Origin of the sequence: Bacillus sp. FSL K6-1106, from assembly GCF_038005245.1 — a bacterium.
Taxonomy (GTDB): Bacteria; Bacillota; Bacilli; order Bacillales; family Bacillaceae; genus Bacillus; species Bacillus altitudinis.
Map to the genome: position 1 here is coordinate 147,737 of NZ_JBBOSV010000001.1, position 14,392 is coordinate 162,128.

Below are 14,392 nucleotides of genomic sequence, written 5' to 3' on the forward strand. Positions count from 1 at the left end.
AGATGAGGTGACCAATAGATGAAAGCACTAATTGCATTTGCGAGTATGTCTGGCAATACGGAAGATATGGCAGCGATCTTAAAACAAACGCTTGAAGGAAAAGGGATAGAGACAGAGATGATGGAATTTGACGACACAAGCGCAGAAGATCTTTCTTCATACGATTATGTCATGATCGGCTCTTACACATGGGGTGACGGTGATTTACCTTATGAAGCTGAAGATTTTTATGAAGAGGTCTCAGCTCTTGAACTTAGTCACATCAAAGCGGCGGTATTTGGATCAGGCGATTACAGTTATCCGAAGTTTTGCGAGGCTGTTCATACCTTTCATGACATGCTGAAATCAACAGGTGCATCCGTATTTCCTGAAACATTGAAAATGGAACTTGCGCCAGATACAGATGAAGATGTGGCGTGCTGTGAGGAGTTTGCAACGAGCTTTTTAACGTGGGCATCATTGTCTGAGAAAAGAGTTGAAAATCATGTTTCATAAAGGTGCGACAGCTGTAGCTGCGTCTAAAAGTGGCGGCTACTTTGTTGCTGTCAAACGAGAAGGTATTTTTCATTACAGTGTAGAGGGCGGATGGCAGCAGCTTTTTAAGCTCAAGCATAAAATCCACGCTATCAGTTATATTGGTCCGTATTTGTTCGGAGTTGGTGAAAATGGAACTGTCATACGATCAGGAGATGAGGGCCACACATGGGCGCTATCATCTTTTCCAACAAATGCAGTTGTTTGGTCTATTACAGGACGCAAAGATGGGTTTGTATGCGCACATGGAAAGCATAGTATTTATGTGTCAACCGATTTCGGAATTTCCTGGGAAATTATGAAGCCGTTTGCTCATGTGAATCAGCCCCCTGTGATTCGTTCATTATGTGTAGCCGGTGATTATCTTTATATTGGAACGCAGATTCATGAGGTGCATGGAGGAATATGGGTGTATGACTTGCAAAGTGAACAGATTTTTCTCCTAAACAGAGAAGAGCACCGAATGACTGCTTCTATGCTGCTTTGCAGGGAACACCTCCTTGTCTGTGCGTTGGGCTCTAAAAAAGGGAAAAGAGGGTCTGTTCAAATTTTAGACTTACATACAAATATGCTGCATGATATTCAATCACAAGCTTTTGCGCAAGAGGAATCATTTTTGGATGTGTCAGAGGATAACGGCATTGTGTACGTGACCACTTCACAGGATGAGCATGGATTTTCTAAAGTGTATCAGCTTGATATAGAGCAAAAAGAGCTCAAATGGTTTGATACGATCAAAGGGCACGGTTTTCGTGTCGCCAATCAAAAGGAGAATTTTTTCTGTGCGGGTTTATATGAAAGTAAGTTTGTCAGGCCTTATGAGGAACCTGCACTGATTCATTAATAAGGAGGAAGAAAAAGTGACGAAAAAAGTTTTATTGGTGTATGCCACAATGTCAGGAAATACAGAAGCAATGGCTGATTTAATCGAAAAAGGATTAAAGGAAGCTGGTGCTAGCGTGGACCGGCATGAAGCGATGGATATTGATGCTGAACTTCTTCATGATTACTCGCACATTCTGTTAGGTGCATATACTTGGGGAGATGGTGATCTTCCAGATGATTTTATTGATCTATATGAAGAAATGGAAGAGCTTGATTTGACGGGTAAAGCATTTGCTGTATTCGGTTCTGGAGATACATCTTATGAACATTTTTGTGGAGCTGTGGATTTAATTGAAGAAAAAGTGAAGGAGCTGGGCGGTGATATCGTCCTACCATCCATCAAAATAGAGCTGAATCCAGAAGGAAACGAGGAAGAGGAATTGATTTCTTTTGGGATACAATTTGTTCATCTTCACCAGCAAGAAGCGGGATAAAGAGGCCCGCTTGTTTTATTTGCCAAGGCGCAGACAATTCTTTCACTTGTCATTAAAACTCTCCTTTGGTACAGTAATGAAGTATAAATTAAGAGGAGGACATACATACATGAAACAAATGGACGCTAATGAAATTATTTCATTTATTCAAAATAGTACAAAATCAACACCTGTTAAAGTCTACATTAAAGGGGACTTAGAAGGTATTGAATTTGGTGAACATGCAAAAACATTTATCACAGGTAACACTGGTGTTGTCTTCGGTGAGTGGAGCGAAATTCAAGAAGCTCTAGCATCAAACAAAGACAAAATTGAAGATGTTGTCGTGGAAAATGACCGTCGTAACTCTGCGATTCCTATGTTGGATTTGAAAAACATCAAAGCACGTATTGAGCCAGGTGCAATCATTCGTGATCAAGTGGAAATTGGCGATAATGCAGTCATCATGATGGGTGCTTCTATTAATATCGGTTCAGTCATCGGTGAAGGTACGATGATTGATATGAACGTTGTTCTTGGCGGCCGTGCGACAGTAGGTAAGAACTGTCATATCGGTGCGGGATCTGTTCTTGCAGGTGTTATTGAGCCGCCTTCTGCTAAGCCAGTTGTAGTAGAAGATGATGTTGTCATCGGTGCAAACGCTGTTGTTTTAGAAGGTGTGACAATTGGGAAAGGTGCGGTTGTAGCAGCTGGAGCGATCGTTGTGAACGATGTTGAGCCTTACACGGTTGTAGCAGGTACACCTGCAAAGAAAATCAAAGACATTGATGAAAAAACAAAAGGTAAAACTGAAATCAAACAAGAACTGCGTCAGCTTTAATTGACACAATTCGCAACTGAAGACATAGACGTGGATGATATATCCACGTCTTATTCGTATAGAGGAAAGGAAGCGAGTTCACTTGTTAAATCGTGAGCAATTAATATCCATTCGAAGAGATTTGCACCAAATCCCTGAGCTTGGTTTTAAGGAATTTAAAACACAAGCTTACCTCATCAAGCATCTCGAATCGTACCCAACAGATCGAATCGAGATGGAAACATGGCGGACTGGACTTTTTGTGAAAGTAAAAGGGACAAATCCTACGCGCGTCTTTGCGTATCGTGCAGATATGGACGGATTATCTATCCCTGAAGAAACGGGCTATCCATTTCAATCGGTACATGAGGGCAACATGCATGCATGTGGACATGATCTTCATATGACCATTGCTCTTGGTATCATTGATCATTTCGTGCATCAGCCAATCAAAGAAGATCTGCTATTTATTTTCCAACCGGCAGAAGAAGGGCCAGGCGGAGCTGAACCAATGCTTACAAGTGATGTTCTAAAAAAGTGGACGCCAGACTTTATTACAGCGCTGCATATTGCACCTGAATATCCAGTCGGCACGATTGCAACAAAGCCGGGCCTATTATTTGCTAATACGAGTGAGCTTGTGATCGATCTTGAAGGAAAAGGCGGGCATGCCGCATACCCTCATTTAGCAAATGATATGGTGGTGGCTGCAAGTGCACTAGTAGGGCAGCTGCAATCGGTGATTTCACGAAATGTGGACCCTCTTGATAGTGCCGTCATTACAGTTGGCACGATTACAGGTGGCACTGCTCAAAATATCATTGCGCAGCACGCAAAGCTGGATGGAACCATTCGCACGCTCTCGCCAGAGTCTATGAAAAAGGTGAGAAAACGAATTGAAGCACTGGCAAAGGGAATTGAAATTGGCTACGAATGCAAGGCGACAGTTCGATACCCTTCAGCTTATTACGAAGTGGACAATTCAAAGGATTTGACAGAGGAATTTATGTCATATGTAGCCGAAGAAGGGCTTGCGAATGTTATTGAATGCAGAGAAGCGATGACAGGAGAAGATTTCGGCTACATGCTGAAAAAATACCCTGGGTTCATGTTTTGGTTAGGGGTAGATTCAGAATATGGACTGCACCATGCCAAGCTGACTCCTGACGAAAATGCGATTGAAACAGCTGTGAACGTCATGACGGCTTATTTTAAAAAGCAAGCAGGTGAATGAATAATCAAATGACCTCCTGTACACCTTATGTACAGGAGGTGTTCTTGATTATGACAAGAATTGGTGTAGAACCATCTTTATCCGATGTAGAAGAGCTTTTGAAGCAAAAAGGGTATGATGTCGTACGTATTCAAAATGAACAGCAAATGGATCAGTGTGACTGCTATGTGGTCACAGGACTAGATTCAAATGTTCTTGGCATTTCAGACACAACGACAAAGGCATCTGTCATTACAGCGTCAGGTATGACGGCTGATGAAATTTGTCAAGAAGTAGAACAGCGTGTTCAATAAAACAAACAAAAGAACCAGGATTTTATGATCCTGGTTCTTTTTGCTCTTTTTCTAGATCGAGTGCTTCTTTCATTTTTTTGCGCAGAATTCGTTCGACACGCCACTGCTCCATCGTTTCAGTTTTTGCAATGATACGAAGGACCAGGGATGAGGAGCCAAATGATTCCACTCCAACGACTTGAGGACCTTCGATGATTTGCGGCATGCTCTCACGAACTTCATCACAGGCTGCTTGCAAAGTGGTGATCATCTGATCCACATTTTCATCTGGGGATAATTCGATATCAACGAGTGCCTGCATCGTCCCTCGTGAATGATTGCTTACATTAAGTATACTTCGGTTCGGAATGAAATGAAGAGTGCCGTCAAAGCTTCTAAGCTGTGTTGTTCTCAGTCCAATTTGTTCAACGATCCCATCGAAACCAGCAACCGTTATATACTCGCCGACATCAAATTGTTTTTCCAGCAGTATGAAGAAGCCTGTCACAATATCACTCACTAATCCCTGAGCGCCAAATCCAATGGCAAGTCCTACAACACCTGCCCCAGCCAACAAGGCGGTTGGGTTATAATGAAATAAGTCGAGGATCATCACAACTAGAATAAAAATCAGCAAGTAGGCGAAAATATTTAAGGTAAGACTTTGCAACGTTTGAGCTCGTGATAAAGAGACATCGTGCTTCTCAGAGAATGCTGAATAGGCACGCTTAATCATCTTGTTTCCAATCGCTCTGATGATAAAATAAATCACAAAAATAGCAATGAGTTTTAGCAAAATCATACTGATATTCATGATGATGGAAACCCAATCTACTTGTTCAAGTGCTTTCATGATCTTCAAAACCTTTCTATGTATGTGCGAAATGAGAAGCTAATCATTTGTTCCCTTATGCAAGTCATGTTAAACTTTTAATAGTTGGAGCGAGAGATTGTGACAAATCGTTAATTAAATTTATTATTAATTAATATTGACTAAAAATCGCTTAAGTATTATAATTATATTTGTGAAGTTATTAACTAAATGAGAATTTAACCTATTGATTCTCATTTTATATACAGCTAAGAAGTCTGTATAAAGATATTATTTTTGGAGGGATTTACATATGGCAGAGCGTTTTGTAGGAAAACAAGCTCCACGTTTTGAAATGGAAGCAGTACTTGCTAATAAGGAATTTGGTAAAGTGAGTTTAGAGGAAAACATCAAGAATGACAAATGGACAGTTCTTTTCTTCTATCCAATGGATTTCACTTTTGTTTGTCCAACTGAAATTACAGCAATGAGCGATCGTTATGATGAGTTTGAAGATTTAGATGCAGAAATCATCGGTGTATCTACTGATACAATCCATACACATCTTGCTTGGATCAACACAGATCGTAAAGACAATGGTCTTGGAGAATTAAAATACCCACTAGCTGCTGACACAAACCACACAGTATCTAGAGAATACGGTGTTTTAATTGAAGAAGAAGGAATTGCACTTCGTGGTCTATTCATCATTAACCCAGAAGGCGAACTTCAATATCAAACAGTATTCCACAACAATATCGGTCGTGATGTAGATGAGACACTACGTGTTCTTCAAGCATTACAAACTGGTGGACTTTGCCCAGCGAACTGGAAGCCTGGTCAAAAAACACTTTAATTGATAGTTGAAGAAACAGTCTAACTGATGTTAGACCTTCAGATTGTTGACAAAGGGCTAAAATGAACTTGATTTTAGCCCTTTGTCTTCTTTTCAGCGTGATAGAAAACCTTTGCAGCCCTAGGAAGGACGAGTACTGGCGCGAAGCGAATGTGACATTTGTGAGCATCAGCACGCAGGACTGACAAAGAATGCGAGGGTTTGTCTACATGCTGGGGTCTAACTGATGTTAGACCTTTTTGTTTCGAGACATACAATGGATGGAGGCGCTTCAAAATGAAATTACGTCAACCAATGCCAGAACTAACTGGTGCAAAAGAATGGTTAAATGGAGAAGTAACAAGAGAAGAATTAATTGGTGATAAACCAACATTGATCCACTTCTGGTCAGTTAGCTGTCACCTTTGTAAAGAGGCGATGCCGCAAGTGAACCAATTCCGTGATGAATACAAGGATCAACTAAACGTGATCGCAGTTCATATGCCACGTTCAGAGGATGACCTAGATCTAGAAAAAATCAAAGAGGTTGCAAATGAGCATGAAATCACACAGCCAATCTTTGTAGACAGCGACCATAAATTAACAGAAGCATTTGAGAACGAATATGTACCAGCTTACTATGTATTCGATAAAACAGGTGCTTTACGCCACTTCCAAGCTGGCGGCAGCGGTATGAAAATGCTTGAAAAACGTGTCAATCGAGTTCTTTCTGAGTCTGAAAAGGCTGCAGAATAGGCTTTCCCCCCATTCATGGGGGTTTTTTCATGGGGAAAAATAGGAGACATATTGCACTGGATGAATATGATTGTAGGTGGAATGCCTAAGAAAAGAGAAAATGAGGGATTTCATTAAAAAAATTTCCTGAAACAAAAAGGTATTATGACCTATTTACATTTTCGTTTTGAAATGAAAATGTAAAGATTTTAACTTTTTACTATTCAGAACGTTTTTGCACAAAAGAAATTTCAGTTTGGTAAATAACTATATAAATCAAGTAGTATAAGCATTTATTCAAAATTTTTACAATATTTTAAAGGTGGTCAAAAGCCTATAGTGGCAATGAAATGGGTGCCGATTTTTCTTCTTTGGCAAAATTTTAGTTGGAAATACCTATCTGATAGCAAACTGTAAAATGATAAAAAAATAGTTGATAAAATTAGTTTTCTAATCTAATATTTACTATAGAATATTTTTTATATGATGAGGGGGAAATCCATTGTTTAATGAGAGGGAAGCGTTACGTTTACGATTGGAACAATTAAACGAAGCAGAAGTAAAGGTCATCCGTGAATATCAAATTGAACGAGATGCGATTTACGCAAAACTAAGAGAATTAGACCGTCAAGGTACAGGTCTCGTCACAGATACAAAAAAAGAAGTGCGTACAGAGAGAAAAACAGATTCACTGCCTGTATTAGCTGAGTTGGCTGCACAAGAAATGAGAAGCTACAATCAGCCTGCGCAAACGCAGTCAAACGTTACATCATCTTTAGGAACAGGTCAGCTAAATGGTGCACCTGTAGGTATTCCTGAAGGATCTACAAGACGCAGAAGAGGCACAGCTAGACCTGGATCAAAGGCAGCTAAGCTTCGTGAAGCTGCAATCAAAACATTAAAGCGTCATAATGCTGCGATTAAAAGCTCTGAACTTCAAAAAGAGATTGAAAAAGAGAGCGGTCTTGAAATTCCAAATATGACAACGTTTATGCAAAGCTTAATTAAAATGTACCCAGAAGTGAAGAAACCTTATCGCGGACAGTATATTTTAGAAGGCGACATTCAAACAGAAGACGAATAAATAAAAAAGAAACTGCTGGGCGTAAATGCCAGCAGTTTTTTCTTGCGTACGTGATGAACGGATCACTTTTTTTGATCAACTGTATAGACAATCTTTCGTTCTTTGGGCATGTTGTCGCGCTGTTTTTTAAATCCATCGATCTTCACTGTCATGACCTCTCCACTCCGCTGCACAGCATCGACTTTTGCCTGGAGCGTTTCTACTTGTTCGTTTAGTTTCTTCAAAATCGGTCCTATTTCTTCGGTTGTTTGCAAAATAGGTTCTTGTGAGAACGGCTCGGCATTTGTTTGGGCTGACTGGTCGATATCAGCAAAATGAGAAGCGATCCATTCCTCGCTTTCGGCTAACTGTTTTTGGTAGCTCGTGAGTGTTTCATAAAAAATGGCTTCTTTTGCTTTTTCGATTTGCAGTAATTTTTCTTGTGTTTCATAAAAACGCTCCTGTAGATGCCGCACGCCTTCTTGTAATAAATGAAGCTCTGCGTTTTTATCGCCTAGAGTTTGCTGCAGTTTTTCAATCACAACGGATAAAGTATTTCCTTTTTTCTCCTCTTTTGCAAGCTGTTTATCTTGGTCTAGTAATCGCTCCTGTAGTTGCTGAGACATTTCCTTATATTTTACAACCTTCAAATGCAATCGGTGCTTTTCCTCTGTTTCTTTTCGTCTATGATAGGTTTCCTTTTGCAGCATTTCATGAAGAAGGACGATTTTATGTAATAATTCCGATTTGCTATAAGAGAGATCCTGTATTTTAGATGATGCTTCGTCTTGGTCAATGGTCATTTCATCCAATTGTTGTTTTAATTGAGTGAAATCCTTTTTCATCTCATGATATTCTTGAGATAGCTTCTTGTTTTTAGCATAGGTATACGTGGACTGTAAATCTGAAATCATCTGTTGATATTTGGCCGTTTCAGCTTTTAAAAATAGATTTTCTTGAGACAGATCATGGAATAGGGGAGAAGCATGGCGCCGGTTCATAGGTAGACCCTCCTTATTCATGTTATCAATAAAGTATGCGAAATGAGTGCGATTAGAACAACCATATCAAAGGGGATGAGATTTATGAGAATAGTGAATGTGATACTAGCCGGAGGTGCTTCTAGGCGTTTTGGAGAGCCAAAGGCAAGTCATGTCTATCAGGGGAAACCACTATATGAACATGTGAAAGAGCAACTTTTGAAAGGGGAAACCATCATCATCAGTCACCCGAAGCTTCTGCCTTTTTTCAAAGCAAGAGGGGAACAAGCTGTTTGGTTAGATGATGAACAGGTGCGTGGGTATGGCCCGCTTGCAGGCATATATACCGCTATGCAAAAGCAAGAAGCAGAGTGGTACTTAGTGACGGCATGTGATATGCCATTCATACGAAAAGAGACAGCCGTCGCTTTATCTTCTTATTGCCATGAGCATGTAGATGCTGTGGTCCCGATGGTGCAGGAAAGATTACAGCCGTTATTTGCGCTTTATCACCGCCGCAGTCTTCCGTTTATTTCTGCGTGCTTAAAAGAGAATCAATTAGCTATTAAAGACTTATTACAAAAACTTCACGTCCAGGTTGTTCCAGCCGACGAACTGAACGTGGCACCAAATGAATTTCACAATATCAATAAAAGAAGCGATTTACCTGAAAACGGTATGATATGATACATAAAAACGAGGAGGAGAGAACAATATTGAACGAGCGATATTCAAGGCAAATCTTGTTCCCTCCGGTAGGGGAAAAAGGGCAGTCTGCGCTTGCCGAAAGTCATGTCCTTATTGTTGGAGCTGGTGCACTTGGAACAGCGTCTGCTGAAGGGCTTGTCCGTTCAGGAATTGGTACTTTGACGATTGTAGATCGTGATTATGTGGAATTCTCAAATTTACAGCGGCAGCAGCTGTACACTGAACACGATGCAAAGATGCATGTGCCAAAAGCGGCAGCAGCTAAAAAACGTCTCCAAGAGATCAATCATGAAGTGACCATTCACGCTCTTATTGAAGATGCAGGAGTAGAGCTGTTAAGACCTTTATTCCGAAAGGCAGATATCGTCATTGATGCGACTGATAATTTTGAGACAAGAATGGTGATGAATGACTTATCCTTAGAAACAAATACGCCTTGGATTTACGGTGCCTGTGTGAGCAGTCAGGGAATGTATATGACCATTTTGCCGGGCAAAACACCTTGCTTATCATGTGTATTTACCTCAGTGCCTGTTGGGGGTTTGACATGTGATACAGCTGGTATTATTTCTCCTGCTGTCCAAATGGTGTCGGCTTATCAGCAAACAGAGGCATTAAAATATTTAACAGGGCATGAAGAGCAAATGGAGCGAAAGTTTGTCACGTTTGATTTGTGGCAGTCGTCTTCGTTTAAAATGGATGTATCTCGTACGAAGCAGGAGAGCTGTCCTTCTTGCGGCACAAATAGAACGTATCCATATTTACAGGAACAGCGCAAAAAAACAGCGGTTCTTTGCGGACGTGACACCGTTCAAATCATATCGAAGGATTTAGAAAACCTTTCATTTCAGCATGTAAAAGAGCGTCTGTCCTCTATTTGTGAGGTGGAAGTGAACGATTTTTTAATTCATATACGCTATGAAAGACACCGTATCGTTTGTTTTAAAGGAGGACGTGTATTAATCCATGGGACAAATGATGAAAAAGTAGCCAATTCATTACTAGCAAGACTGCTAGGCATATAGGAGTGAGAAGTGATGGAAAGACGACAGCCAATTCCAGTAGAAGAGGCAGTAAAGAAAGTCCACCAATTTCAAAAACATGGACAAGTCGAATGGGTTCCTTTAAAGAATAGCCTTGGAAGATATATTGCAGAGGATATTTTAGCAGACCACGATGTTCCTGCCTTTGATCGTTCTCCGTATGATGGTTTTGCACTTCGGGCAGAAGATACAAAAGATGCATCGAGCGAGCATCCGGTTGAATTTGAGGTCATTGATCATATAGGGGCAGGTATTGTTTCTGCAAAAACGATCGGCCCTTTTCAAGCGATTCGCATCATGACAGGAGCGAAGATTCCAAAAGGAGCAAATGTTGTGATCATGCTCGAATTGACGAAAACGTTTGAAAAAGACGGTAAATCAATGATGTCACTTAAAAGACCTCTGAAAAAGGGTGACAATATTTCTCGGCAAGGAGAAGAGACCCTCAAAGGGAACGTCATGATCAAAAAAGGCTCAAAAGTTACCCCAGGCGTGACGGCGATATTGGCAACGTTCGGATATGCGGTTGTGCCAGTCGCCAAAAAACCGGTGATCGGTATCATCTCAACAGGTACCGAGCTCCTACAAGTAAGTGATGCCATGGTGGACGGTAAAATTAGAAATAGTAACCTAAGTATGGTGTACGCCCAGGTTCTTGAAGCTGGAGGAGAACCGCTTGATTTAGGCGGTGTATCCGATGATTTTGATCAAAGCTATGCAGCCGTAAAAGCAGCCTTAAGCAAAGTTGATATGCTCATCACAACAGGTGGTGTATCGGTAGGTGATTTTGACTTTTTACCTGCTATTTATGAAAAACTTGGTGCAGATGTGTTGTTTAATAAAGTCGCCATGAGACCTGGAAGTGTGACGACCGTTGCTGCGTTGCCAAATGGTCAATTGCTTTATGGGCTGTCAGGAAATCCGGCTGCCTGTTTTGTTGGCTTTGAACTATTTGTCAAACCGATCATTTATAAATGGTGTTTGAAAGAAAATCCATTTCCCGTTTTTGCTGAGGCGAAGCTGACACATGATTTTCCAAAAGCCAATCCGTTCACACGATTTGTTAGAGCATCACTTGATTTCGCTGGCAGCCAGCTGAGTGTGACGCCAACAGGTCTTGATAAATCTAGTGCGGTGACATCTATTGCTCATGCTGATTGTTTCATTGTTTTGCCCGGAGGAACAAGAGGGTTTAGTACAGGTGACCAGGTCAGCGTTCTGCTATTTCACCACGAAGGCGGTGCTCCATGTTGGATGACAAATTAAACATTCTACAAGTCGTGGGCTATCAAAATAGTGGTAAAACGACGCTGATCGAAAAATTATGTCAGCTGTCGGATAAAGAAGAACTGAAGCTATGCTGCTTTAAACATCATGGACATGGCGGAAAACCAGACCGTCTGTTCAAACAAAAAGATACGGATCGATATGTTCAAGCGGGTGCATTTGCCGCAGGTGTGGAGGGAGAAGGTGAATGTCACTTTTTCATACGGCACATGACATTCGCACAACTACTCAATATGTGTCAGCATCTTCCTTTAGATGCCGTCTTGATCGAAGGATACAAACAGGCGCCTTACCGCAAAATCCTGTGTGTCAAAGACGAACAGGAACTCATTGATCTTTCAACACTTTCTCATATACAAGCAGCCATTTATTTCAATAAAGAAATACAATTCACTGAGAAATACCCGTTTCCTGTGTTTTCAGCATTTGACAAGCGCGGGATCACATTTGCTTTTAATTTATTGAAGGGGGAAGCCTCGTATGAATGAACTTTTTAACATCACAAAAGAGCCAATTGATGTGAATGAATTGATTCAGCATGTCACAAGACGCAAAGCGGGAGCCATTACGACATTCATAGGCACGGTAAGAGAATGGACAAATGGCAAAAAAACGCTGCGTTTAACATATGAAGCATACATACCAATGGCGGAAAAAATGTTGAGTCAAATTGGACAAGAAATTAAAAAACGCTGGCCCGATACAGAAGCTGCTATTGTGCATCGTATTGGCACTCTTGAGATATGTGACATTGCAGTGGCAATAGCTGTTTCATCACCTCATCGGAAAGCTGCATACGAAGCGAATGAATATGCGATTGAACGAATAAAGGAAATAGTTCCTATTTGGAAAAAGGAATACTGGGAAGATGGAGAGGCTTGGATAGGTGATCAGCTTGAAACCGTTTCATACCCGGAAGGAAAACCTAGTACTCTCCAACTTAACGAGAAAGAAGGGAAGCGGCATGATTAGCGTATTATTGTTCGCCGGCCTTGCTGAGAAGGCCGGTAAACAACAAATCATCATTCAAAAAGATCAAACAACGGTTGATGAGATTAAAATAGAATTACAGGAGGTATATGGTGTTGATACTGCACAAAACGTGATGGTTGCAGTCAACGAAATATATACGAGGGGAAATGCTGAAGTGCGTAGCGGGGACACTGTTGCACTCATTCCTCCTGTAAGTGGTGGATAATAGATATTAGAGGATTTGGTTATGGCCAGCGGCTGTAACCAATTTTTTTATGTGTGAAAAGATTGTAGAGGTACTTGGGTATGATCTTCGTAAATAAAACATCCCCGGCGTGCTTTAGAAATGTGAGGATCGAGCTGTTGAATGAGATCATACAATTCGCTGATTCGTCTCACATTGAAATCTGTTCGTGCTTGAAGCTGTTCTTTTAGTTCTTTTGTGCTCACGATGCTTCCCTTTTTTTCTTTAATAATATCTACACACCTTGCTGCGTAGTATATTTTGTCATTAGAAGGTCTGCTCTCTTTCATATCAAGTAATTTAAGCTCATGATAAATCAGTTCTCTTTCCTTTCGAAAGTATTGCCATGCTTCTTGTTCCTTTTCATAAAGTAAAATCAATTGCAGTTTCAATTTTTCTCTTAACATTCACTTGACTCCATTTCCACTATCATTTAACCTACCTCTATTTTACATTATATGAAAAAATAACATTTGATCAAGTAAAATCCTTTTATTTTTATTTTTTTAATATGAAAGTATTGTTACTAAAGGCTCATCTGTTCTATAAAAGGCGCTAAACATAGTCCTATAAAGCCGGGATTCATTGAAATTACTAGGAATATTTTAACAAAAAATTGTTGTGTCTAACTGAGACCATCTGAATCCAAAGGAAAAGGATATTTATTCCGAAAGACATGTTGTTTACTTCATAAAATGTTTTTCAGTCAGTAAAATCATGATTTTTTCATATGAATATGGTCGGATCAAGGTATCATTTGAAGGATGTCGTTCATGAAAATAGAATAATAGATTCAATCCTATCACTATGAAAATAAGAAAATCAAATGATCTATCACTTATTGGCAATCTTTTGATAAAATAGAAACAACAAGAGTATGAAAAAACGTTTCCATACTTACAGCACATGGAGAGGATGACATTTGATGAAAGAAACAACGCCAAAACCGACAATGATAGGAGTAAGCATAAGACCATCAGAGCATTTGAAAAGAGTGTGGGAACATCCATTCGTTTGGTGGCCTTTATCATGTGTGCTTGTATTAACAGTTGTTGTCACTTATTTGTCTCAGCTAGTGAATGAAGGAATGTGGGCAGATTTAATTTTACCAATCCCTTTCGTTTATGTGATAACGCTCATTGGTTTGGTCATTGGGATTGTCATTAATACTGCCGTATACAAGTTCATCGTCTTTTTAGCAAAAGGTGATGCAACGTTTCAGCAGCTATTTTCAGGTGTACTTTATATCACACCTATTACGATCATTGGTACGATCATTTCTCATTTAGCGATCATCATTTTTCATGTGCCAAAAGATATCACTATTACCTCATTAAACGCATTCATTCGAATGTCTGGTTCATGGCATGCTGTGTTAGGAAATATTGACCTTTTTGTGATCTGGAATCTTGTTTTAACAGGCTTTTTATTGATCAAGGTCGGCCGCATTTCGCCAAGAATATCTTGGATTATTGTGAGTGTCTTTTATGTATTATCTTTAATTTTTCAATATGTAGGAACTACGATCACCATCAACATGCAGTAAGCTGGGGGTA

The 14,392-nt window shown here is 40.1% G+C and carries 19 protein-coding genes; 16 read left to right on the forward strand and 3 right to left on the reverse strand.

The genetic code is table 11. The features are described 5' to 3' along the window. Window positions 1-18: 18 nt before the first annotated feature. The 6 genes from MHI20_RS00790 to MHI20_RS00815 all read left to right on the forward strand — a co-directional run bounded on the left by MHI20_RS00790 (window position 19) and on the right by MHI20_RS00815 (window position 4,179). The gene (locus tag MHI20_RS00790) at window positions 19-495 is read left to right on the forward strand and encodes a flavodoxin (protein ID WP_008347992.1); all 477 of its coding nucleotides are present in this window, start codon (window positions 19-21) and stop codon (window positions 493-495) included. Continuing rightward, window positions 485-1,378: a WD40/YVTN/BNR-like repeat-containing protein gene (locus tag MHI20_RS00795; RefSeq protein ID WP_073414345.1), complete on the forward strand. Its 894-nt coding sequence runs from the start codon at window positions 485-487 to the stop codon at window positions 1,376-1,378. Before MHI20_RS00790 ends, MHI20_RS00795 begins: the two co-directional genes overlap by 11 nt. A gap of 49 nt (window positions 1,379-1,427) precedes the next feature. Continuing rightward, complete coding sequence (locus MHI20_RS00800; RefSeq protein ID WP_414642621.1) at window positions 1,428-1,853, forward strand: flavodoxin; 426 nt, start codon at window positions 1,428-1,430, stop codon at window positions 1,851-1,853. A gap of 109 nt (window positions 1,854-1,962) precedes the next feature. After that, window positions 1,963-2,673, forward strand: a complete 711-nt coding sequence (gene dapD, locus MHI20_RS00805; protein WP_008347987.1) for a 2,3,4,5-tetrahydropyridine-2,6-dicarboxylate N-acetyltransferase — start codon at window positions 1,963-1,965, stop codon at window positions 2,671-2,673. 34 nt (window positions 2,674-2,707) lie between these two features. Next, complete coding sequence (locus MHI20_RS00810) at window positions 2,708-3,886, forward strand: N-acetyldiaminopimelate deacetylase (RefSeq protein WP_144716501.1); 1,179 nt, start codon at window positions 2,708-2,710, stop codon at window positions 3,884-3,886. A gap of 50 nt (window positions 3,887-3,936) precedes the next feature. Next, the gene (locus MHI20_RS00815; protein ID WP_003211408.1) at window positions 3,937-4,179 is read left to right on the forward strand and encodes a YkuS family protein; all 243 of its coding nucleotides are present in this window, start codon (window positions 3,937-3,939) and stop codon (window positions 4,177-4,179) included. Between the two features lie 22 nt (window positions 4,180-4,201). Here MHI20_RS00815 and MHI20_RS00820 read toward each other — a convergent pair whose 3' ends face one another. Then, entirely contained in the window at window positions 4,202-5,011 is an 810-nt protein-coding gene (locus MHI20_RS00820) for a mechanosensitive ion channel family protein (RefSeq protein WP_096881345.1), read from the reverse strand. 271 nt (window positions 5,012-5,282) lie between these two features. On the opposite strand from MHI20_RS00820, the gene ahpA reads away from it, so the two are divergent. The 3 genes from ahpA (at window position 5,283) to MHI20_RS00835 (ending at window position 7,623) form a co-directional block, all read left to right on the forward strand. Further along, window positions 5,283-5,825 (forward strand): biofilm-specific peroxidase AhpA, encoded by a 543-nt coding sequence (ahpA, locus tag MHI20_RS00825; protein ID WP_007498654.1) that lies wholly within the window; start codon window positions 5,283-5,285, stop codon window positions 5,823-5,825. Between the two features lie 276 nt (window positions 5,826-6,101). After that, a complete protein-coding gene (locus MHI20_RS00830) occupies window positions 6,102-6,560 on the forward strand; it encodes a TlpA disulfide reductase family protein (protein ID WP_008345174.1) in 459 nt (152 codons plus the stop codon). 481 nt (window positions 6,561-7,041) lie between these two features. Then, complete coding sequence (locus MHI20_RS00835; protein WP_007498648.1) at window positions 7,042-7,623, forward strand: Rok-like winged helix domain-containing protein; 582 nt, start codon at window positions 7,042-7,044, stop codon at window positions 7,621-7,623. A gap of 62 nt (window positions 7,624-7,685) precedes the next feature. Here the strand turns inward: MHI20_RS00835 and MHI20_RS00840 are convergent, their stop codons facing one another. After that, window positions 7,686-8,603 (reverse strand): sigmaE regulated sporulation protein, encoded by a 918-nt coding sequence (locus MHI20_RS00840; RefSeq protein ID WP_340936300.1) that lies wholly within the window; start codon window positions 8,601-8,603, stop codon window positions 7,686-7,688. Between the two features lie 84 nt (window positions 8,604-8,687). On the opposite strand from MHI20_RS00840, the gene MHI20_RS00845 reads away from it, so the two are divergent. From MHI20_RS00845 to moaD, 6 genes are read left to right on the forward strand one after another with little or no spacing between them, the layout of a single operon-like run. After that, window positions 8,688-9,269, forward strand: coding sequence for a molybdenum cofactor guanylyltransferase (locus tag MHI20_RS00845; RefSeq protein ID WP_019743805.1), 582 nt, complete (start codon window positions 8,688-8,690; stop codon window positions 9,267-9,269). 29 nt (window positions 9,270-9,298) lie between these two features. After that, window positions 9,299-10,315: a thiazole biosynthesis adenylyltransferase ThiF gene (locus tag MHI20_RS00850; protein WP_045034214.1), complete on the forward strand. Its 1,017-nt coding sequence runs from the start codon at window positions 9,299-9,301 to the stop codon at window positions 10,313-10,315. Between the two features lie 9 nt (window positions 10,316-10,324). Further along, window positions 10,325-11,599 (forward strand): molybdopterin molybdotransferase MoeA, encoded by a 1,275-nt coding sequence (locus MHI20_RS00855; RefSeq protein WP_340936304.1) that lies wholly within the window; start codon window positions 10,325-10,327, stop codon window positions 11,597-11,599. Continuing rightward, entirely contained in the window at window positions 11,581-12,108 is a 528-nt protein-coding gene (gene mobB / locus MHI20_RS00860) for a molybdopterin-guanine dinucleotide biosynthesis protein B (protein WP_045034297.1), read from the forward strand. Before MHI20_RS00855 ends, mobB begins: the two co-directional genes overlap by 19 nt. Next, the gene (locus tag MHI20_RS00865; protein WP_045034216.1) at window positions 12,101-12,592 is read left to right on the forward strand and encodes a molybdenum cofactor biosynthesis protein MoaE; all 492 of its coding nucleotides are present in this window, start codon (window positions 12,101-12,103) and stop codon (window positions 12,590-12,592) included. The genes mobB and MHI20_RS00865 overlap by 8 nt, the downstream gene beginning before the upstream one ends. Further along, window positions 12,585-12,818 carry a molybdopterin converting factor subunit 1 gene (moaD, locus tag MHI20_RS00870; RefSeq protein WP_008345159.1) on the forward strand — a complete coding sequence of 78 codons (234 nt, stop codon included), beginning with the start codon at window positions 12,585-12,587 and terminating at the stop codon, window positions 12,816-12,818. The genes MHI20_RS00865 and moaD overlap by 8 nt, the downstream gene beginning before the upstream one ends. Window positions 12,819-12,865: 47 nt before the next feature. Here the strand turns inward: moaD and MHI20_RS00875 are convergent, their stop codons facing one another. After that, the gene (locus MHI20_RS00875) at window positions 12,866-13,243 is read right to left on the reverse strand and encodes a Rok-like winged helix domain-containing protein (RefSeq protein WP_039168668.1); all 378 of its coding nucleotides are present in this window, start codon (window positions 13,241-13,243) and stop codon (window positions 12,866-12,868) included. A gap of 518 nt (window positions 13,244-13,761) precedes the next feature. Here MHI20_RS00875 and MHI20_RS00880 point away from each other — a divergent pair. Continuing rightward, window positions 13,762-14,382, forward strand: coding sequence for a YIP1 family protein (locus tag MHI20_RS00880; protein ID WP_193804261.1), 621 nt, complete (start codon window positions 13,762-13,764; stop codon window positions 14,380-14,382). The last annotated feature ends 10 nt before the right edge of the window (window positions 14,383-14,392 follow it).